At 70.0% G+C, this 19,559-nt stretch carries 23 protein-coding genes; 10 read left to right on the forward strand and 13 right to left on the reverse strand.

From position 1 onward, the window contains the following. Positions 1-46: 46 nt before the first annotated feature. The 6 genes from G4Z16_RS20610 to G4Z16_RS20635 all read right to left on the reverse strand — a co-directional run bounded on the left by G4Z16_RS20610 (position 47) and on the right by G4Z16_RS20635 (position 6,788). Positions 47-1,567, reverse strand: coding sequence for a PstS family phosphate ABC transporter substrate-binding protein (locus tag G4Z16_RS20610; protein WP_197352191.1), 1,521 nt, complete (start codon positions 1,565-1,567; stop codon positions 47-49). A 255-nt stretch (positions 1,568-1,822) separates the two neighbouring features. Beyond that, positions 1,823-2,284, reverse strand: coding sequence for a VOC family protein (locus tag G4Z16_RS20615; RefSeq protein ID WP_197352192.1), 462 nt, complete (start codon positions 2,282-2,284; stop codon positions 1,823-1,825). Further along, positions 2,281-2,868 (reverse strand): DinB family protein, encoded by a 588-nt coding sequence (locus G4Z16_RS20620; RefSeq protein ID WP_197352193.1) that lies wholly within the window; start codon positions 2,866-2,868, stop codon positions 2,281-2,283. The genes G4Z16_RS20615 and G4Z16_RS20620 overlap by 4 nt, the downstream gene beginning before the upstream one ends. A 158-nt stretch (positions 2,869-3,026) precedes the next feature. Then, on the reverse strand, positions 3,027-4,355 hold the full coding sequence (locus G4Z16_RS20625) for an enolase C-terminal domain-like protein (RefSeq protein ID WP_197352194.1): 1,329 nt from the start codon (positions 4,353-4,355) through the stop codon (positions 3,027-3,029). Positions 4,356-4,417: 62 nt separating this feature from the next. Beyond that, on the reverse strand, positions 4,418-5,749 hold the full coding sequence (locus tag G4Z16_RS20630) for a gluconate:H+ symporter (protein WP_197352195.1): 1,332 nt from the start codon (positions 5,747-5,749) through the stop codon (positions 4,418-4,420). Positions 5,750-5,837: 88 nt separating this feature from the next. Beyond that, the gene (locus G4Z16_RS20635) at positions 5,838-6,788 is read right to left on the reverse strand and encodes a 5-dehydro-4-deoxyglucarate dehydratase (RefSeq protein ID WP_197352196.1); all 951 of its coding nucleotides are present in this window, start codon (positions 6,786-6,788) and stop codon (positions 5,838-5,840) included. A 312-nt stretch (positions 6,789-7,100) separates the two neighbouring features. Here G4Z16_RS20635 and G4Z16_RS20640 point away from each other — a divergent pair, with 312 nt between their 5' ends. Next, positions 7,101-7,454, forward strand: coding sequence for a PadR family transcriptional regulator (locus G4Z16_RS20640; RefSeq protein WP_197352197.1), 354 nt, complete (start codon positions 7,101-7,103; stop codon positions 7,452-7,454). Between the two features lie 37 nt (positions 7,455-7,491). Then, positions 7,492-8,061, forward strand: a complete 570-nt coding sequence (locus G4Z16_RS20645; RefSeq protein ID WP_197352198.1) for an HAAS signaling domain-containing protein — start codon at positions 7,492-7,494, stop codon at positions 8,059-8,061. A gap of 327 nt (positions 8,062-8,388) precedes the next feature. Here G4Z16_RS20645 and G4Z16_RS20650 read toward each other — a convergent pair whose 3' ends face one another. Next, positions 8,389-8,880 carry a hypothetical protein gene (locus G4Z16_RS20650; protein ID WP_197352199.1) on the reverse strand — a complete coding sequence of 164 codons (492 nt, stop codon included), beginning with the start codon at positions 8,878-8,880 and terminating at the stop codon, positions 8,389-8,391. Positions 8,881-9,087: 207 nt separating this feature from the next. Between G4Z16_RS20650 and G4Z16_RS20655 the strand changes: the two genes are divergently transcribed. From G4Z16_RS20655 to G4Z16_RS20665, 3 genes are read left to right on the forward strand one after another with little or no spacing between them, the layout of a single operon-like run. After that, the gene (locus tag G4Z16_RS20655) at positions 9,088-9,336 is read left to right on the forward strand and encodes an SCO4226 family nickel-binding protein (RefSeq protein ID WP_197352200.1); all 249 of its coding nucleotides are present in this window, start codon (positions 9,088-9,090) and stop codon (positions 9,334-9,336) included. A 21-nt stretch (positions 9,337-9,357) separates the two neighbouring features. Then, complete coding sequence (locus tag G4Z16_RS20660; RefSeq protein ID WP_197352201.1) at positions 9,358-9,738, forward strand: cupin domain-containing protein; 381 nt, start codon at positions 9,358-9,360, stop codon at positions 9,736-9,738. Between the two features lie 35 nt (positions 9,739-9,773). Beyond that, entirely contained in the window at positions 9,774-10,076 is a 303-nt protein-coding gene (locus tag G4Z16_RS20665) for a hypothetical protein (protein WP_197352202.1), read from the forward strand. 25 nt (positions 10,077-10,101) lie between these two features. On the opposite strand, the gene G4Z16_RS20670 is transcribed toward G4Z16_RS20665, so the two are convergent. The 4 genes from G4Z16_RS20670 to G4Z16_RS20690 all read right to left on the reverse strand — a co-directional run bounded on the left by G4Z16_RS20670 (position 10,102) and on the right by G4Z16_RS20690 (position 13,487). Further along, positions 10,102-11,016, reverse strand: coding sequence for a phosphatidylinositol-specific phospholipase C (locus tag G4Z16_RS20670; protein ID WP_197354789.1), 915 nt, complete (start codon positions 11,014-11,016; stop codon positions 10,102-10,104). Between the two features lie 63 nt (positions 11,017-11,079). Then, the gene (locus tag G4Z16_RS20675) at positions 11,080-11,586 is read right to left on the reverse strand and encodes an HIT family protein (RefSeq protein WP_246530968.1); all 507 of its coding nucleotides are present in this window, start codon (positions 11,584-11,586) and stop codon (positions 11,080-11,082) included. Further along, positions 11,583-12,590, reverse strand: coding sequence for a nucleoside triphosphate pyrophosphohydrolase family protein (locus G4Z16_RS32625; RefSeq protein WP_246530969.1), 1,008 nt, complete (start codon positions 12,588-12,590; stop codon positions 11,583-11,585). The genes G4Z16_RS20675 and G4Z16_RS32625 overlap by 4 nt, the downstream gene beginning before the upstream one ends. Positions 12,591-12,677: 87 nt before the next feature. Next, positions 12,678-13,487 (reverse strand): SAM-dependent methyltransferase, encoded by an 810-nt coding sequence (locus tag G4Z16_RS20690; RefSeq protein WP_197352203.1) that lies wholly within the window; start codon positions 13,485-13,487, stop codon positions 12,678-12,680. Positions 13,488-13,693: 206 nt separating this feature from the next. On the opposite strand from G4Z16_RS20690, the gene G4Z16_RS20695 reads away from it, so the two are divergent. Further along, entirely contained in the window at positions 13,694-14,587 is an 894-nt protein-coding gene (locus G4Z16_RS20695) for an ACP S-malonyltransferase (RefSeq protein ID WP_197352204.1), read from the forward strand. Here the strand turns inward: G4Z16_RS20695 and G4Z16_RS20700 are convergent. Further along, positions 14,569-15,045, reverse strand: coding sequence for a GNAT family N-acetyltransferase (locus G4Z16_RS20700; RefSeq protein WP_197352205.1), 477 nt, complete (start codon positions 15,043-15,045; stop codon positions 14,569-14,571). The genes G4Z16_RS20695 and G4Z16_RS20700 overlap by 19 nt on opposite strands. Before the next feature lie 23 nt (positions 15,046-15,068). Here G4Z16_RS20700 and G4Z16_RS20705 point away from each other — a divergent pair, with 23 nt between their 5' ends. The 4 genes from G4Z16_RS20705 (at position 15,069) to G4Z16_RS20720 (ending at position 18,159) form a co-directional block, all read left to right on the forward strand. Beyond that, a complete protein-coding gene (locus G4Z16_RS20705) occupies positions 15,069-15,872 on the forward strand; it encodes an exodeoxyribonuclease III (RefSeq protein WP_197352206.1) in 804 nt (267 codons plus the stop codon). 529 nt (positions 15,873-16,401) lie between these two features. Then, entirely contained in the window at positions 16,402-17,007 is a 606-nt protein-coding gene (locus tag G4Z16_RS20710; RefSeq protein ID WP_197352207.1) for an ArsR/SmtB family transcription factor, read from the forward strand. A 14-nt stretch (positions 17,008-17,021) separates the two neighbouring features. Then, the gene (locus G4Z16_RS20715; protein ID WP_343070873.1) at positions 17,022-17,420 is read left to right on the forward strand and encodes a VOC family protein; all 399 of its coding nucleotides are present in this window, start codon (positions 17,022-17,024) and stop codon (positions 17,418-17,420) included. A gap of 4 nt (positions 17,421-17,424) precedes the next feature. Then, positions 17,425-18,159: an SRPBCC family protein gene (locus G4Z16_RS20720; protein ID WP_197352209.1), complete on the forward strand. Its 735-nt coding sequence runs from the start codon at positions 17,425-17,427 to the stop codon at positions 18,157-18,159. Positions 18,160-18,484: 325 nt separating this feature from the next. Here the strand turns inward: G4Z16_RS20720 and G4Z16_RS20725 are convergent, their stop codons facing one another. Next, a complete protein-coding gene (locus G4Z16_RS20725; protein WP_197354792.1) occupies positions 18,485-19,300 on the reverse strand; it encodes a MerR family transcriptional regulator in 816 nt (271 codons plus the stop codon). Positions 19,301-19,559: the final 259 nt, after the last annotated feature.

Below are 19,559 nucleotides of genomic sequence, written 5' to 3' on the forward strand. Positions count from 1 at the left end.
GACCGGCGCTTCCCCGCGGCCCAAGTCGCCCCGCACCTCCGGGAGTTCACAGCGATCGGCAGAGTTCCTCGTTCGGTGGCAGGGCGCACGGAAGGTGTCCCTGGTCGCGGATGACATGCCGGCCCGCGCCCGTGACCAGGTAGTCGAGGAAGCTCGCAGCGAGGGATCCCGCGGCGGGCTGTCCGTAGGTGTACGCGTACTCGATTTCCCGGTACGGGTAAGCGCCTGACAGCAGGTCCTTCGCCACGCCGCCGTCCGTGGTCTCCTCGGTGGAGGCCTTACGGCCGTTCAGCGTCAGTATGCGCAGGTCGCGGGAGCCGGAGGCGGCGCGCAGTTCGGAGTAGCCGATGGCGCCCGGCGTCTCCTCGACGGTCTTCAACGCCTCCTCGTTGCTGTCGAGTTCGCAGCGGAGGACGGGTGCGCGGGGGTCGTCGCGTGTCACGCAGTCGCGCGAGGAGTACGCCGGTTCGCCACCCTGGAGGACCCGCCGCTGGAAGACCTCGCGGGTCCCCGAGTCGGCGCCGCGGCTCACCAGCCGGATGGGCAGGTCCTTGCCGCCGACGTCCTTCCAGTTGCGCGTCGCCCCGCGGTAGATGTCCCGTACCTGGGAGAGCGACAAATCGCGCACTCCCGCCTTGTGATTGACCACGAGCGCAAAGACGGAGACGGCGACGCGGTTTCCCTTCAGGTGCTTGTAGCTGGCGGGCTTCGGGCCGTCGGAGAACGTGAGATGCGCCGGCGTTCCGCTCTTGGAGGCCCTGCCTGCCAGGTCCAGCGCCCTTGTCCCGGCCACGCTTCCCGTGGCTTCGACGGTGATCTCCGAGCCGGGGCACTCCTTCTCATAGGCACGGCTCGCGCCTGTGAGCGCCGGGGCGAACGCGGTGGAGCCCGTGACGGTCAGTTCGCCTCGCGCGCAGCCCAGCGCGACGGGGGAGCCCTTGTCCACGCTGAGCACGAGCGGTTCGACCGCGAGCAGCACGGCGAGAAAGGTGACGAGCCCCAACACCCGGTTGCTGGGCCGTGGTTGCTTCCGGTTGCGCTTGACGGCACCGTCCTTGATGCCGCCGCTCACGGTCACCGCGCCACCGATTCCCGAACCGGTGAGGAGCACCAGCAACTTGAAGTGCTCGCCCTTGTTCAGCGGAACCTTGGGCACGGAGATCACATTGCCCTCGTGGCGCAGTCCCCTGTGTCCGGTGAAGTGCTGCATCAGATGGCTGTGGCTGGGTTCGGTGACCGCGAGCCCGGTGACCGTGCGGTCGGTGAACGCGACGGTGAGACCGGCGAGTTCGCGGGCGGTGTAGTCATCGCCGGAAATGCCGCGCAGTCCGTCGTTCTCGATGCGCAGCAGTACGAGCGACGCGTCCGACATCTCCGGTGCTTCCCCGAACAGGCCCAGCCGCACGTCCGGTTCACCGTTGACCGCGCGACCGCCGATCGGCGTGTCCATCTGGACGCGGTAACCGATGCGTTTGAGGCCCGGCATGAGCCGCTCGTACGTCAGGACGCCCACTGTCGCGAGGACGCCGAGCACTGCCAGCAAGTTCTCGGGGCTCAACCAATCCATGGACGCCTCGCACGCTTGACCGATGTGCGCTCAACCTACGAGGTCAGGCGGGGCACGGCGTCGACTTGCCCTCAACCGTCGACGCCTGTTCACCGTCCGTTACGGTCGCATGCCGGGTCGTCCACCGCGTACGCCCCAACAGGCGCGTACGTCACAGCAGTTGTCGCCGTCGCGCCGGGGGTGAGGGGGTCGGCGACGGGATCCGGTGACGGGTGTCCGGTGACGGGTGTCCGGTGACGAGGCGTCCGAGCTGCGTCAGTCCAGGCAGAACTCGTTGCCCTCGGGGTCGGTCATCACGATGAAGCCGCCACTCAACGGGGGAGCGGGCTCGTCGCGGTGCACCCGCGTCGCTCCCAGCGCGACGAGCCGGTCGCACTCGGCCTCCAGCGCCGCCATCCGTTCGTCCCCCTCCAGGCCGGGAGCCGCGCGGATGTCGAGGTGGACGCGGTTCTTGGCGACCTTGTCCTCAGGTACCCGCTGGAAGAACAGCCGTGGGCCGTGCCCGTCAGGATCCTCGACGGCCGACCTCGTGGCGCGCTCGTCCTCGGGCACGCCGATCCGCGTCAGGAACTCGTCCCATGCGGCCAGCGGGTCGGCGCCCTCGGCCAGCTCGACCCCGGGCGGACCGGGGTGGACGTAGCCCAGCGCGTCGCGCCAGAAGGACGACAGCGCCAGCGGGTCGTGGGCGTCGAAGGTGACTTGGATGTGACGGCTCATCGGTTCACTCCGTTCGAAGAAGGGTTCGTGTGCAGGTAGAGGTCGCGCAGCAGGCACACCTCGGAGAGGTGGTGGATCAGTTCCCGGTGGATGTGCAGCACCAGATCGGCCATGGGCAGTTCGGGGTACGGCTCCTTCGAGCCGACCGGGACCCGGAGTCCGTCCTCGCCCAGGCCGCGCACCCCCGTCAGCCAGACGTCGAGCTGGGTCTTGAGCTGGTCGAGCGCCGTGGCCGCGCTGCCGGCGTACTCCCAGGTCTCGTACGACGCCGCCGGCGCGCCGAAGTGCGCCGCGTTGCGTGCGGCGAGCACGCCGACGATGACGTGGCCGAGTCGCCAGGCGATCGTGGTGAAGGCGGGAGGAACCGGCTCCGGGAAGGCGTAGTCGATCGTGAAGTCACCGCCACCGACAGCCACGGGCGCCTTCGAGCTGCCGCAGGGCCGCACGCTCCAGGCGTCCGGTACCGGCGACCAGAAGTACTCGTCGTCGGTGAGCCCTTCGAGTCGTGCTCGGAGCTGATGCTCCCAGTGGAATTCCCACTGGAAGCGCAGCGTCCGGTTCCAGTCGAGTCCGTCTGCGTCCATGGAGCCACCATGGCACCGCTTGCGGACAGATACGGTCCGCCTTCCCGGGCGGGTCCCCGCGTCCCGCGCCGGCGTCCACCGCGTCCGGCCCCGACCGCCGCCGGCCCGGCTCGGGGAAGGAGACCGACGGCCCGCCGTCGCGGTGACCGCCGACGCCGTCAGCGCACGAGGCAAGGGCGTTTGCTGTCGAACTCCCAGCCGGGGATGAGGTATTGCATCGCGGCGGCGTCGTCACGCGAGCCCAGCGTCTTCTCCTGGTAGAGGGCGTGGGCAGCGAGGAGCCGGTCCATGTCGATGCCGATTCCGAGTCCCGGCGCTTCCGGAACGGCGATCTCGCCGCCGGTGATGCGGGGCGGGTCCGTGGTGAGCCGCTCCAGCCCTTCCTGCCAGATCCAGTGCGTGTCCAGGGCGTTGTACTCGCCGGGGGCCGCCGCTCCGCAGTGGGTCACCATGGCGAGGGAGATGTCGAAGTGGTTGTTGGAGTGGCATCCCCAGGTGAGGCCCATCGCGTTGCACAGCTGAGCCACCCGTACCGAGCCCTGCATGGTCCAGAAGTGCGGGTCGGCCAGCGGGATGGAGACCGACTGAAGGGCCAGGGCGTGGGTCAACTGCCGCCAGTCCGTGGCGATCATGTTGGTCGCCGTGGGGAGCCCGGTGGCGCGCCGGAACTCGGCCAGGATCTCCCGCCCCGAGAATCCGTCCTCGGCGCCGCACGGGTCCTCGGCGTAGGCGAGCGTGCCCACCAGCGGCCGGCACAGCTCGGTCGCCTCGCGCAGCGACCACGCGCCGTTCGGGTCGAGCGTGATGCGGGCCCGGGGGAAGCGCTCCTTGAGCGCCCGTACGGCCTTCACCTCCTCGGAGCCCTCCAGCACGCCGCCCTTGAGCTTGAAGTCGCGGAAGCCGTACAGGTCGTAGGCGGCCTCGGCCTGCCCGACGATGGCCTCCGGGGTCAGGGCCTCCTCGTGCCGGATTCGGTACCAGTCCACTGCCGAGTCGGGTTCGCGGACGTACTCCAGGTCGGTGCGGCCGGGGTCGCCGACGTAGAAGAGGTAGCCCAGCACGCGTACGGAGTCGCGCTGCTGCCCGTCGCCCAGGAGGGCGGCGACGGGAACGTCGAGGTGCTGCCCCAGCAGGTCCAGGAGCGCCGATTCGACGGCGGTGACCGCGTGGACGGTGGTACGCAGGTCGAAGGTCTGCTCGCCTCGTCCCCCCGCGTCACGCCCGGCGAACCTGTCCCCGATCTCGCGGAGCACCCGCTTGTGGTCGCCGACCTTCGCGCCCACGACCAGGGACTCGGCGTCCCGCAGGGTCCGGGTGATCTTCTCCCCGCCCGGTACCTCGCCCAGTCCCGTACGTCCCTCGGAATCCTTGAGGACCACGATGTTGCGGGTGAAGTACGGGCCGTGCGCGCCGGAGAGGTTCAGCTCCATGCAGTCGCGGCCGGCGACCGGATAGACGGAGAATTCGGTGACGGTCGGCTGCTTCATGGCCGGGTGCCTCCAGGCGTGCGGGCGTTGTTCGTCGTGACGGTTGCGGATGGACGAGGTGGTCAGACGCTGCCGACGATCCCTTCGAGTGCCAGCACGCCGCCCAGACCGATGACCGCGAGCACGGTCGTATACGTCGTGCGTGCCTTGATCGCGTCGATGACCGAGAGGTTGAAGTACTCCTTGAACATCCAGAATCCCGGGTCGTTGACGTGGGAGAAAGCGATCGAACCGCAGGAGACGGCGAGAACCATGAGCTCGGGCTGTACCCCGCTGCCCGACAGCAGCGGCAGCACGACACCCGATGCCGTGACGACGGCGACCGTCGCCGACCCGAGGGCCACACGCAGGATGACGGCGATGAGCCAGGCGAGGATGATCGGTGAGATCGGCCAGCCGTGGGTGAGGTCCTTGATGTAGTCGGAGATGCCGCCCTCGACGAGTACCTGCTTGAAGGCACCGCCGGCGCCGATCACGAGCAGGATCATTGCCATCGCCCTGGCCGCGGACGAACACGAGGCGCTGACCTCCGACAGGCTGCGTCCGATGCGGGGTCCGAAGGCCCATATGGCCAGGAGCAGCGTGAGCAGGAGCGCGATCGGCGCCGAGCCGATGAACAGCACGAAGTTCAGCAGCGGACCCGAACCGGCCACCGCCATGTCGGTGACCGCGGCGCCCGCGATCAGAACGACGGGGAAGAGGGCCACCGACAGGGACCAGCCCATGCCGGGCATCTCCTCCTCCTCGAAGACACGGTCACTGACGAGGCCTTCGGGGATGGACGGGTTCATCGCCTTGACGAACGGAAGGCGCGGCCAGAGCAGGGCGATGAGCGCACCGGCGGGAACGGCGATGAAGAGCCCGTAGAAGAGCGTGAGCCCGACGGACGCGTGGAAGGTCGCGGCAACGGCGACCGGCCCGGGGTGGGGCGGAAGGAAGCTGTGCATGGTGGAGAGGGCGATCGACATCGGCAGCCCGACCCACAGCAGGTTCTTCCCGGTGACCCGGACGATCGTGAACGCGATCGGCACGATGATCACGAAGGCGACCTCGTAGAACATGGTGACGCCGATGAGCATGGCCGTCACCACCATGGCCACCTGGACCCAGCGCGGGCCGAAGGCTCCGAGGAGCTTGTCGGCTATTCGCTGCGCGGCGCCCGAGTCCCCCATGACGCGGCCGACCATCGCACCCAGCCCGATGGTGAGCATCGTGTCACCGATCTGGTCGCCGATGCCGCCCGCGAGGACCTCCGGGATCTTCGCCGTCGGGATCCCCTGGACGAGCGCGACCCCTACCGCCACCAGCAGGAGCGCGGCGAAGCCGTTGAGCCGGAGCTTCGTCATGAGGAAGAGCAGGATCAGAACACTGATCCCGACTACGAGGAGAGGCATGTTCAGTTCCCCTTCGAACTGTGGGTCGCGGTCCGCGGACCGGGCTGCGGTACGGGTGGAGTGAGGGGCATGAGGTGCTGCGGGCCGGTCACCGTGCGGCGCCGACCAGGGCCAGACCGGTGTCCAGTACGGCCTCGAGATCCGCGAGATCGTCCGGACCCGGGTCGAGGAGTGGTGCGCGTACGGGGCCGACGGGGAGGCCGCGCAGCCGGGCGGCGGCCTTGACCAGCGAGACGGCGTAGCCCGGGACGCGGTCGCGGAGTTCGACCAGAGGCACGTAGAAGTCGCGCAGCAGCTTGGTCACGGAGGCGTCGTCCCCGTCGCGAAGGGCGTTGAAGAAGGCGTTCGCGATCTCGGGCGCGAAGGCGTGGACGGCTGACGAGTAGGCGGGCACCCCGACCGAGGCATAGGCGCGGGCCTGCATCTCGGCGGTGGCGGCACCGTTGAAGAAGAGGAAGCCGTCGGGTGCGGCGAGCGTGAGGCGCTGCAGCCGGTCGAGATCGCTGTGCCCGTCCTTCAGCCCGATGACGGTGGGGAGTTCGGCGATCCGGCGCAGACTGCCGACGGTGAAGGACACCTGGCCGCGCTGGTACGCGATCAGCGGCAGCCGGGTGCCGGCGGCGATCCGCCGCACCTGCTCGACCAGACCGTCCTGCGGGGCTTCGACCAGGTAGTGAGGCATCAGCAGCGCGGCGTCGGCGCCGGCGTCCTCCGCGATACGGGCGAAGCGCAGGGCCTGCGCCCAGCCGTAGCCGATGCCGGCGACCACCGGTATCCGCCCGTCGGAGACCTCGACGGCGGCTGTGACGACCGCGCGGTACTCGTCCTCGTTCAGCGCGCTGAACTCGCCTGTTCCGCAGGCGGGGAAGACCGCACCCGGTCCGGTGGCCAGCGTGGCGGTCAGACAGGTACGGCACGACTCCAGGTCGAGGCTGCCGTCCTCACGGAAGCTGGTGAGGGGGAAGGACAGCACGCCCCTGCTCATGCTGTCGCGGAGCCGACGGGCGACTCCGTCGGCCTCCGCGCTGATCTGCGCCATGGACCCACGCTCCGTACATGTAGACAGAGTTTATATATGAGAATGGAGGCTAAATTCGTGAACGCTCTTGGGTCAATGGGTTCGGGCGCACTGATTCCGGTGGTGCTCCTCGGGCGGGTGCGGCGGCCCGGGGTGCCGGTCCCGTCTCGCGAGAGCGGCACGCTCGGCGAGGTGGTCCGGTGTGGCTGCCGTGCCGATTCCGCCGCGTACGCACCCCGTTGCCGGTCGCATACGTGAACTGCCCGCCCGTGACGGCCTCTTGTGTGCCCGAAGCTGTCGACGTACATCGCAACGCCAGCTACTATGTAATGCATGGAACCTGATGCGGCAAGTAAGAGCGACGCAGGGAGGGCCGAGAGCCAGCTCCGCAAGGGGGTGCTGGAGTACTGCGTCCTGGGTCTGCTCCGGGACGGCCCCCGCTACGGGGTGGAACTGCTCGAAGTGCTGGGCACCGTCAGCGTGATGACCACCAGCCAGGGGACGATCTACCCCCTGCTGGCCCGGTTGCGGCGCGACGGCCTGGTGGACACCACCTGGCAGGAATCCCCGAGCGGGCCGCCCCGCCGCTACTACGTGCTCACACCCCAAGGGCGGGCCGCGCTGGCCGAGTTCAGCGAGATCTGGCCGCACTTCCGCGATGCCGTGGACCGCTTCACCACCGACTGAAGACCGACTTCACCACCGACCGACCTGGAGATTCGCCATGAAGACCGTCGAACACCCGCTTGTGGTGGCCTACTTGGAGACCGTGAAACGCGAGGCCGCGACCCTGGAGCCCGAGCGCCGGGACGAACTCCTCGCCGATCTGGCGGAACACGTCGCGGTCGCCCTCGCCGAGCGGCCGGCCCACGGCGAGGCGGACGTGAAGGCCGTGCTGGACCGCCTCGGCGACCCCCGCACCATCGTGGCCACCGCCCGGGAAGGCGAGACGGCTGTGACGCCGCCCGTCAGCGCATGGCACGGCACCGCCCCGTTGATCCTTCTGCCGTTGGCCGGACTTCTCGTGGGTCTCCAACCCGTACTGAGCGGCATCGCGGGGATTGCGGGCCTCGTGCTGCTGTGGGCAGCACCCCACTGGGGCAGGCGGGAAAAGATCATCGGCACGGCGGCCACGCTCCTGGTCCCGACGGGCGCCGTCCTCGTCGGCCTGATCCATGCGGCATCGTCGGCGGGCAGCCCGCGGTTGCAGTTGTCCCTCTACGCCGCCATCGCGCTGCTCCCGGCCGCAGCATCGGTGCACCTCTTCCGGACCGGACGCCGCACCTCGTCATGACGCCTGAACTGCCGTGCGCACGGGGTCACTTCGTCCGACGGTGGCGAACACCGGCACGTACACGCCGATGTTGTCGCCGCCGTTGGCGAGGTGACCGCGGCCAGCTCCACCGGGCGCGGGCCGCTCTCCTTCGCCTGCCGCTCGTCGTCCACGCCGTCGTGGCGGCTCCGCCACACGCGGCAGGCCGTACGGAAACGACTGTGCGGGAACGGGTGTTGGTGTGCGGCCTCACCGACTGCCACCGCGCGAGCGGGAGTTGACGGAGCGAGGCACCCTAGGCCCTGTCTGACAAATCCCGTCTGGGTTGCGACGCCTGGCACGCACGGCCTAGGAACGGCCGTGGCCTCCGTGGCCCCTGCCGCGTTCGACGGTCCCGCCGTACTTCGCCTGGATCGGACCCAGCTTCGACGGCTTCACCGTCACCACGAGCCAGCGGGAGCCGACGAGGTAGGTGCCGCCGTAGTCCTTCGAGTAGTCCAGCCAGCCACGCTTGGCATGGTTGTCCTTGAACGTGACGAAGGTGTACGTCGTCTTGTCGGCCTTGCAGACGCCCAGGCGGTAGTCCTCGACCTTCTTCTGGATGTCGGCCTTGCACTTCAGCGCCGACGCCAGCTTCTCCACCGTCGGAGGCTTGGAGGACTTCGAGACGTTCACGGTGCCCGAGTCGCCGCTGCACCCGCCGAGCAGCAGGACGGCCGAGGCTGCCGCGACCGCCGGGAGGGCGAACCTGCCGAGACGCCGCGACGGGGCTCCCAGCGGCGTCCCCTCGTCACGCCGCTGAGGGCTGTCGGCCTCGGCCGGTGACAACTGGTCTTTCATCAGCGCTCCCTGGGACGGAGAAGGCTCCACGACTCTAGATCGCACCCCCGTCGCGCGGCCGTAATTGTCACCGGCGTGAAGGGTTACCGCCGGCACCCGGAGCGACAGGTTCCATATGCCTGTCCGGGTACTGTTTGGGTGTTTTGTCCGCCGGTAGCACCATGGAATAGGCGGGGCCGTAACTGCGACCACCGGAGGTCGAGAGCTGTGCCCAGATACATGGACATCAAGCGCGGGATGACCGGCATCACGGCGGAGCAGCTCGATGAGGTCCACAGGGCGGACCGGGCGGCCGAGCGCGAGGAGGGCGTGCACTTCGAGCACGTCTGGGCCGATCCGCGGTCCGGAACCGTGTTCTGCCTGTCGGAGGCGCCGTCCGAGGAAGCGGTGCGGCGCGCGCACGAACGGGCCGGGCACCCCGTGGACGAGATCCATCCGGTGTCGCTCAGCGTGTGAGAGCGAAGGAGATGATCCGCGTTGACGGAGGTCAAGAACCTGGCCGAAGCGGATGAACGCCGCGACTTCGCGCACGGTCACTTCGACGTCCTGGATCTCGGGGACATGTCCTTCGGCGTCGCCACCTACGAACCCGGCTGGCGCTGGTCGGAGGAGGTGGGCCCCCTCGTCGGCTCGGACAGCTGCGGGCTGCCCCACGCGGGCTACGTGGCGAGCGGGCGGATGCGGATCCGGATGGACGACGGTGAGGAGGCCGAGGTCGGACCGGGGGACGTCTTCGTGTGCCCGCCCGGTCACGACGCGTGGATCGTCGGGGACGAGGAGTTCGTGGCCTATGACTTCGGGGGCCGCGCGGCCGACTACGCGACAGGTGCGGCCGCCCGTTCCCGCGGGAGCAGGTAGGGCACGGCAAGGCAGGTAAGACAGGAGGCAGTGTCATGACATTCGTCCAGCTCGTCGACTACGAGACGGACCGCCCGGAAGAAGTGGAGAAGGTATTCGACCAGTGGATGAAGGCCACGGAGGGCAAGCGGACCGTGATGCACGAGATGCACGGCCAGGACCGCGACATGTCCACCCACTTCGTCGACATCATCGAATTCCCGTCCTACCAGGCGGCGATGGAGAACAACCAGCTGCCGGAGACACAGCAGAGCGCGGACCAGTTCCGCGCGCTGTGCAAGTCGGAGCCGCGCTTCGTGAATCTGGAGGTCAAGCGCGAGGAGATCAAACAGAAGTGAGCTGAGGGGTGCCCTCGGCCGTCCGCTACCCGGCCTGGCGGGCGGCCGAGCTCCGTGGCTGGTGGCTGAGCAGAGCCTCGGTGAGACCGTGCTCGTTCGGGTAGTCCATGGGGACGATTCCCAGGCCCTGCCAGGCGGCGTTCTCGGGCGAGTTCAGCAGGTCCCGGACGCGAGGGTTCAGGCGGTCGGCGTTCGAGCGGGGCGGGAGAAGCGCCGCCGTACTGACGAAGTTGACGTAGACCTTGCCCGGTTGGGATACGGCCTTGCGGAACTGGCCCTCGATCAGCGGGTACTTGGCCCCCGGTTCCTCCATGTATGCGTCCTGGATGTCGAAGAGCTGCCCGTCGCCGTAGCGCACGCCGGGCAGCCCGTCGGAGTCGCCGAGCAGGACGACGCCTCCTCTCGCGGTGCCCAAGTCCGGGAGCACAGGGTCGAGTCGGAAGAGTGAGCGCCAGCCGCGGTTGTCCAGGTAGTCGTCGAAGACGAGCCGGAACTGCTCGGCGCTCTCCTCCGAGTACTCCTGCTTCACGCGCATCAGGATCGTCTCGGACGGGTGGGAGCCGAGGAAGTCCCGGCAACTGACCAGCACGTCGTCGAAGTTGAGGTGCTGGTAGTAGGGCCCGTGATGGATCGAGAACGAGCCGTCGAAGAGGCGGCAGCGGATGTCGAGGAAGCGGATCCCGGACGAGAGCTGATCCGCGATGGCCGTGTTCTGGCACTCGGTCCACGGACCGCCGTGGCGGGCGCCGGAGTTGTGGGTGCCGGGGATGGTCAGTTCGCGCAGGAGGGTGCCGTCCGGGAGCTGCGACATCCAGGCGTCCGGTCCGGCGCGCCCGCCGGTGCCGGTGGACGCTGCCTGCGCCTCGCCGGCCGCCGTCGCCCCGGCCAGGGCGGTGAGTGTGAGTGCGGATGTGCCCCGTAGAAAAGCGCGACGCCCCATGGTCATGACAATGATGGAAACACAAGGTACAGACTTTCTACAGAGGGCGATCGAGCCTTCGTCCTATCCGCCGAGCCTCGCGGCACACGCCGCGCGCAGCCGCCTCGCGAGCCTCGCCGACTCCTCCGCAGGCATGGCCAGCACGCCGTTCTCCGTCATCAGGGCGTGGAACTGCTGCTCCCGGTACGGCACTCCCTCCGGCAGCCCCGCGATGTGCCAGTGCAGGTGGGCGTTGCCCTGCCGGCTGCCCAGGGAGAGCAGGTAGGTCCGCTCCGGCGCCAGCACGTCCTCGACGGCCAGGGCCACCCCGCGCACCACGCCCATCAGGCGCAGATAGGCGGACTCGCTCAGTTCGCGCACGACATGCTCGATGTGCCGCTTCGGGGCGACGAGGACCTTGCCGGGAAGCGTGGGGTAGCGGTCGAGGAAGGCGATGTGCTCCTCGTCCTCGTACACGGTCTCGTGGGCGAACTCCGGGTCGCCGGCCACGAACGCGCAGACGAAGCAAAGCCCCGAGCGGGCGCGGGCCTCGTATGCGCCGAGGTCCATGGGCCGCCGGTCCGTGCTCATGCGTCCCCTTCCACCTGCGCGATTCTCGCGCTGATCGAGGCGTCGAGTTCGTCCATCGTGCGGTGGAAGGCCTCCTCGAGCGGAACCGCGTAGCGGTGGGCGAGGATCACCACGGACCAGAGGCAGTCGGCGAGTTCGTGCTCCAGCGCGGCCCGCCCGCCCGGGACCTCGCGTGCTCCCTCCTCGGCCATGACGAGCTTCGCGAGGTCACCGACGTCGCCGGTGAAGCCCAGCATGAACTCCTCGCGGCTCCAGACGCGGCCGCGTTCCAGGGAGTTGAGCCGGTCGTAGAGGTCGTGGACGTGCAGCGCCCTGCGGCTCAGCTCCGCCAGGGCCGCGGACGGTGCCGTTCGCGCGAGCCGCGAACGGGACGGGCGGAGGATGGATTCGCTGGCCACCGGTGTGAAGCCGGCCGCCAGAAAGGCGCGGAGCGACCGGGCGTTGCCGGGGGAGACGGCGGCGAAGACGGGCTCACCGGCGGGAACCAGCGAGAGGGCGTCGCGGACCAGGGAGCGGCCCAGACCGCTGCCCGCGCTGCTTGCCGGGTCGTGGACTTCGGTGCTCAGCTCGCGGCGTCCGGCGAGCCCCCGGGCGAGGGTGACCAGTCCGCGCCCGTCGCCGAACGTCCTTACGTCCGCGCGCAGTTCGCGGGCGAGCCGGACGCGTGGGTGGTCCTCAAGACCGGTGCGTGCGGGCAGCCTCGGTGTGCCGCCGGTACCGCGGGCGGCCAGCGTGGCGTCGATGCAGCCGATCGTGCCGTCCGGCCCGGCGAGCGCCCGCAGGAGATCCGGAGAGAGGGAACCCCCGAAGCCGTCGGGCTTCAGGGCCTCGACCTCGTCCTCCGGGAGGGACGTGGCGATCACCGCGTGACCGGTGAAGGCGACAGAGCACTCCAGGCCGCGCGGGAGCGGGCCGAGCACGGTCACGCCGCCGTCGGCGGGTGGGAAGCGCCCGTCGGCCGCTGCGAGGAAGAGACCCAGCAAGGGGTGCTGGTCAGCCGTCATGGGGACCGCAACAGCCCGGAAGGGCGCGCGCAGAGTGCGCCGTCCGTACCGTCCGCGCGGGGGCAGGGACCGCGCCCGCACCGTGGCTCACGGCTTGCGTCCGATGCCGCAGACGGCGTCCACGAGCCCGGGCGCCTCGCGCGGATCGGTCGCGTCGGGGCGCCAGTTGGACGTGGTGACGATGCCGGGCTCCACCACCTCCAGGCCGTCGAAGAAGCTCGCGATGTGATCCGCGCTCCTCAGGTGGTACGAGCTCGCGGAGTTCTCGTTGTAGGCGGCGATCGCGTCGTTGAGCGCCTCGTTGGTGTCGGTCCCGTCGCTCAGCGCGAGATGACTCCCGGACGGCAGCGGGTCCATGAGCTGCGCCACGACGGAGTTCGGATCGTCGGAGTCGGGGATCTGTCCCATCGTGCCCAGCAGTGTGAGCGCGACCGGCTCGCCGAAGTCGAGTGTCCTGCTTGCGGCTTCGAGGATGGTGCCGGGGTCGCGGACGTCGGCGTGGACGTAGTCGCAGGCACCCTCCTTGCTGCTGGTGAGGAGGGCCTGCGCGTGGACCAGTACGAGCGGATCGTTGTCGACGTAGACGACCTTGCTCGCCGGAGCGACGCGCTGTGCGACCTCGTGCGTATTGTCCACCGTAGGCAATCCCGTTCCCACGTCGAGGAATTGACGTATCCCGGCCTCGGCAGCCAGGTAGCGCACTGCGCGTACGAGGAAGCGGCGCTGGAGGCGGGCGACGCGGGCGATGCCCGGGAACAGCTTGAGGATCATGTCGCCCACGTCGCGGTCCGGGCGATAGTTGTCGCGCCCGCCCAGCAGGTAGTTCCATACGCGCGCCGAGTGCGCCGTGTCTGCCTGGATCTTCTCTGCCAGCTGGGGGCCCTCGGAAGACTGCATGAAGTCACCCTCACACGGACGAGTGAGGAGCTGAACCGGGTTCGGCTGCTTTCCGAGGGTTCGTGCTGTGCGTTTCCGAGGGTTCGTGCTGTGCGCGGGGAACGGCGACGGGCCGCTCTCCAGCCCTTGTGGGCAAGGGAGTTCGACGGGGTTCCTTGTGTGGGGCCGATTGGCGCCCCGGGTGCACCGCGGGCCAGGCTGACCCCATGAGCATCGCGTTCCTCTTCCCCGGCCGGGGTTCGCAGCGTCCCGGCATGCTGCACCGGCTGCCCGACACCGCGGCGTCCGCGACCGTACTGGCCGAGGCCGACTGGGCGTTGAGGACGATCGCGTCCCGCACAGGCCGTGAGGAAGGCGCCGGATCGGGGCCGGTCCGGGAGTACGCGGACGGCATCGTCGAGCTGGACTCCCCGGAGGCGTTGGAACACTCACCCGTGGCCTGCCATCTGGCGCTCCTGATCGCCGGTGTCGCCGGAGCGCGTGCGCTGATCGAGGACGAGGAGGTGCGCCCCGCCTTCGTCGCCGGGCACGGCACCGGGGGCTACGCCGCCGCCGTGCTCGCGGGCGTGCTCACCCTCGAGGAGGCCCTGCGGGCCGCGCGTCTGCGGGGCGAGCTGCTGCACGGCACCGAGGGCACCGACGCGCCGGAGAGCGATGTCGCGATCCGGCTCGCGCAGCACCTCGCGACGGTCAAGAGGCGTCCGCAGTCCGTGCCTTATGTGGGCGGAGTGCAGGGGCGGTCCCTGCTCGGCGACACGAACGCCGTCTTCGACGACCTGGCCTGGTCGGTCGCCCGGCCCGTGCGGTGGGCGGACGTGACGTCGACGCTGACGGAGAAGAACGTCGACTGCTGCGTCGAGCTGCCGCCGGGCCGAGCGCTCACCGGGCAGCTGGCGGCCCAACTGCCGGGCATGCGGGCGGTGTCGGTGGAGGAGCACGGGATCGCGGTGGCGGCGGAGCTTGCCCGGTCGGCCGACGCCGGCGGGGCTCCGGGCGGTCCGCCCCACGGCCCCGGCGGCGGACCGGACGCCCCGCGCGCCGGCGACCAGGACCCGGGCATGACCGGAGGGCCGCAGCCGGATCAGAGCGGCCTGGCGTAGCAGCGGCTCGCGGGCTCGAAGCGGTAGAGGCCGAATTTCTCCACGAGTTCGTAGCCCGAGGACGAGTACAGGCCGATCGCCTCGGGCTGCATCATCCCCGTCTCCAGCACCATGCGGGTGCGCCCCGCCGCGCGCGCGTCGTCCTCCAGCGCGGCCAGGATCCGCCGGGCGAGCCCGCGCCCGCGCGCCTCGGGCACCACGTACATCCTCTTGATCTCGGCGTCGCCGTCCGCGTAACCCTCGTCGTTGCGGTTCTGCGTGCGCCATCCGCCGGTCGCCACGGGGCGGCCGTCGTCCTCGTACGCGATCAGGTACACGCCCCTCGGAGGTTCGAACATGCCGGGGTCGAGTGGCGTGATGTCGCCGCCGTCGCCGTAGCGCTCCGCGTACTCCAGCTGCACGGCGTCGTTCAGCTTCATCGCATCCGGATGGTCGTAGGCCACACGCTCGACTCGCATACACGCATCGTAGGGTGACCGGAATGCCGAAGGTGACGACGATCAACGTGAACGGGCTGCGTGCGGCGGCGAAGAAGGGCTACCGCGAGTGGCTGGCGGCGACCGACGCGGACGTCGTGTGCCTGCAGGAAGTGCGTGCGGAGCCGCACCAACTGCCGGACGACGTGCGCGCGCCCGAGGGCTGGCACACGGTGTACGCGCCTGCGGCGGCCAAGGGGAGGGCGGGAGTGGCGCTGCTCACCCGGCGTGAGCCCGACCAGGTGCGGATCGGCTTCGGCGCGGAGGAGTTCGAGGACTCCGGCCGCTACGCCGAGGTGGACCTGCCCGGCATGACCGTCGCCAGCCTCTATCTGCCTTCGGGTGACGTCGGCACGGAGCGGCAGGCCCAGAAGGAACGCTTCATGGCCGCCTTCCTGCCGTACCTGCGTGAGCTGCGCGAACGAGCCGCGGCGGACGGACGTGAGGTGCTGGTGTGCGGCGACTGGAACATCGCGCACCAGGAAGCGGACCTGAAGAACTGGCGCGCCAACCGCCGCAACGCGGGGTTCCTGCCGGAAGAGCGGGAGTGGCTCTCACGGGTCTTCGACGCCTCGGACGGCGGCTACACGGACGTCGTACGCGCGCTGCATCCGGATGTCGCGGGCCCGTACTCGTGGTGGTCGTACCGGGGACGCGCCTTCGACAACGACACGGGCTGGCGCATCGACTACGCCGTGGCGACGCCGGGCCTGGCGGGCCGCGCGGTCAAGGCGGTCGTGGAGCGGGCCGCGAGCCATGACGAGCGCTGGAGCGATCACGCTCCGGTGAGCGTGGACTTCGTCCTGTAGGGCAACGCCCGGGGCGGGACCGACCGTGCCGACGGCATGGACCGAACGACGTCATGGACGCCGAGCCCCGTGATCCTCGGAGAAGGTGCGCTTCCACGGCACTGTCGCGCGTGCCGCGGCCCCACTTCGCCGCGCCGCGCCCCCGCGCCCGCGCCTCTGCGAACCGATCGGGCCCCTCGAACCCGCAGGCTTCCCGAACGGCCACTGACCGGTGAGGAGTTGCGGCAGCACTGCGGCGAGATGGTCCCTGCTGTGCGCTGTCCATGAGCAGCAGGCACGGGGGATTCGGCCCGCTGCTCGTGCCCGCACAGAGCGGCGCCGGCTCAGGGTGTCCTGCGCGCCCGCCGGGACGGGGCAAGCCGCACCTGGTGACGCATCTGATCTGCCTGCTCGACCTGCGGGCCCGGTGTCCGGTGTCCGGTGCCCGGTGCCCGGTGCCCGAGCGGGCCCGGCCTCCGGCGGGAGCAGGCCGCTCGGTGTGCTCGACCCGGGCCTTGACAAAAAAAGTTGTCGGTACGACCGTGTGGTCATGCACGACATAGCGGTGATCGACGATCCGGGTGCGGCCGAGGTCTCGCTGGACCCGGTGCGTGCCAGGCTGCTCGCCGAGCTCTCCGAACCGGGCTCGGCGACCACGCTGGCGCAACGGATCGGGCTGACCCGGCAGAAGGTCAACTACCACCTGCGCGCGCTGGAGCGGCACGGGTTGGTCGAGCTGGTCGAGGAGCGGCGCAAGGGCAACTGCACCGAGCGGATGCTGCGGGCGACCGCGGCCTCGTACGTGATCTCGCCCGGCGTCCTGGCCGCGGTCGAGCCAGATCCGGAGCGGTCCCGGGACCAGCTGTCCGCGCGCTGGCTGCTCGCGGTGGCGGCACGGCTGGTGCGCGACGTGGGCGAGCTGATCACGGGGGCGGCCAGGGCCCGCAAGCGGCTCGCGACGTTCGCCGTCGACGGCGAGGTCCGGTTCGCCTCCGCGGCCGACCGTGCCGCGTTCGCCGAGGAGCTGGCCGGGGCGGTGACGTCGCTGGTCTCCAAGTACCACGACGAGTCCGCGGCCGGCGGGCGGGCGTACCGGATGGTGATCGCCCTGCATCCAGCAGTTCGACGAGAAGAGAAACGAGAAGACAGGGGTTGATGATGTTCATTCCGGTGACCAGCATCCTGGTCGACGACCAGGACAAGGCCCTGGCGTTCTACACCGACGCGCTGGGCTTCGTGAAGAAGACCGACATCCCGGTCGGTGGTGCCAAATGGCTGACCGTCGTATCGCCCGAAGCGCCGGACGGCGTCGAGTTGCTGCTCGAACCCGACTGGAACCCCGGAATTCAGATCGAGGGCAAGCCGGCGGGGCAGGTGTTCAAGAAGACGCTCTACGACGCTGGCATGCCGTACACGATGCTCGGAAGCACGGACCTGCAGAAGGACTACGAGCGGATGAAGCAACACGGGGTCGAGTTCACCCAGGAGCCGACGAAGACCGACTTCGGCTCGCAGGCGGTGTTCGACGACACCTGCGGCAACCTCATCATGCTCACCCAGCAGGACTGAACCCGTGGACGAGCGCCGGTACTTGGCGAAGGAGATCGAGCTCTCCGCCAGCCCGGAACAGGTCTGGCAGGCGATCTCCACCCCGGAGGGCATGTCGATCTGGTTCGTGCCGCACGAGAGCGCGGACGGGGAGATCGAGGCGGACTTCGGCGGCGGCAACACCCAGGCCGGCCAGGTGCTGGAGTGGGAGCCGGGCAGGCGGGCCCTCTACGGAACGCCCGGCCCGGACGGCGAACCCGCGATGACGTTCGAGTTTCTGGTCGAGGGCAAGGAGGGCGGCACCACCATCCTCCGCCTCGTCCAGAGCGGCTTCTTCGGCGACGACTGGGAGGCCGAGTACGACGGCTTCGGCAAGGGCTGGGACATGTTCCTCCACAACCTGGCCGAGTACTTCCGGCACTTCCCGGGGCTGCCGGTGGCCAACGTGGTCGCCACCGGGTTCACCACTCTGCCCGGCGAAACGGTGTGGGCGAGGCTGATCGCGCAGCTCGGCGCGGACCCCGCTCCCGGCGAGCGGGTGCGCCTCACCCCGGAGGGCCTCGAAACCATCGAGGGCGTGGTGGACCAGCGCGACAGGATGCTGCTCGGCATCCGCACCGAGCACGGCTTCTACCGCTTCATGGCAGACGACCTGCATCACATGGTGAGCACGGTCCAGTACTTCTACGGCGTCACGGTGGACCGCGCGCCGCGCACAGCGCGCTGGCAGTCCTGGCTCGACCGCCTCACCGGGGAATGAAGCCATCAAGGACCGCTCGATCCGTGTGCCGCAGGGCGGTCCGGATCGGCATCATTCAGCGGGTTGCCGGGTTGCCGGGTTGCCGGGTTGCCGGGTTGCCGGGTTGCCGGGTTGCCGGGCGGTGAGGATGCTTCGGGGCCGCTTCTGGCCCGACTCGCGACGAGATCTCCTATGAAGCTGCGGCCTGTGGCTTGCTGCGCGGTGCGCCTCCGTGAGCGCCCTGACCCTCTCGGTGCCGGGTCCGGTCCGGCCAGGAGCTGTCGCACGGGACGGTGAACTCCGGGCGGGAGCCGCCCGGTTGGGGTCCGTCCCCCGTGGGGTCAGCTCAGGTGGGGTCCTCGCCGGGGGGTGCATCCGGGGTGTCGTCAGCCGTCGGCGCATTGCCCTGGGCGATCCACTCGTCGATCTCGGCCCGGACGCGACGGTCCAGGGCCAGCCCGAGTTCGGCCTCGACGACCTGTTTCGCGAGCGGACGCAGCTGGGTCAGCAGGTCGTTGAGGCGCTCGGCGTCGAGGCCCTCGGGGGCGGCGGCCTGCTCCTTCGGGAGGAGATGTGTGCGGAAGAGACCGGTGAACACCTCGGCGACGGCCTCCGCCTGCGTCCGCAGCTCCCTCCCCGCTGCGAGCACTGCCGCGAGCGGGATGCCCTTCTTCACCAACTCCGAGGAGGCGTCGAGCAGACGGCGGCTGGCGTGGACGAACTCATCGCCGTCGACGGCGATGTAGCCGATGTCCAGGGAGGCGGCGAGGTTCTCGACGGTGACCTCGCCCTGGTAGTAGTCGGCCAGTTCCTCGGGGGTGAGCCGGATCGGCGTCTCCTCCGCGAACAGGTTCGTGATCATCGACGATTCGAGCCCGAGCAGCTCGGCGGTGCCGTGCGAGTCGCGTCCGCTCTCGAAGGCCCCGAGCAGATCCGCGATGCCCCCCAGGGTGTGACCTCTGGCGAGCAGACCGGAGATGGTGCGCAGCCGGGCCAGGTGGTGCTCGTCGTACCAGGCGATGCGGCCGTCCCGGCGGGGTGGCGGCAGCAGCTTGCGCTCGCGGTAGAAGCGCAGGGTGCGCGTCGTGATGCCGGCGAGCTCGGCCAGCTCCGCCGCACGGAACTCCCGCGCGCCGACCGCCGCCCCGCCCCCGGCACTCACGCCACCGCTCCCGGCTCCCGCACCGGCGGCGACCCCGTCGCCGCCGCCCGCACGCCTCCTGGCCGCGCCGTCGTCCTGGTTCGGGACGGCGTGACCGGCGGCGCCCGGGACGGCCGGGTCCGCGTGGGGCGATCGCTCTCTGTCGTCGGTCACCGGGGCAGCTTAACCAGCAGGATCGTTCGTACGTGCGGGTCCCGTCCCGGACCACACCCGTGAGCCCGCCCCACCGCCGCTCGCTGCAACCGGCGGTAACTTCCTT

This window comes from Streptomyces bathyalis, assembly GCF_015910445.1.
GTDB classification, from domain to species: domain Bacteria; phylum Actinomycetota; class Actinomycetes; order Streptomycetales; family Streptomycetaceae; genus Streptomyces; species Streptomyces bathyalis.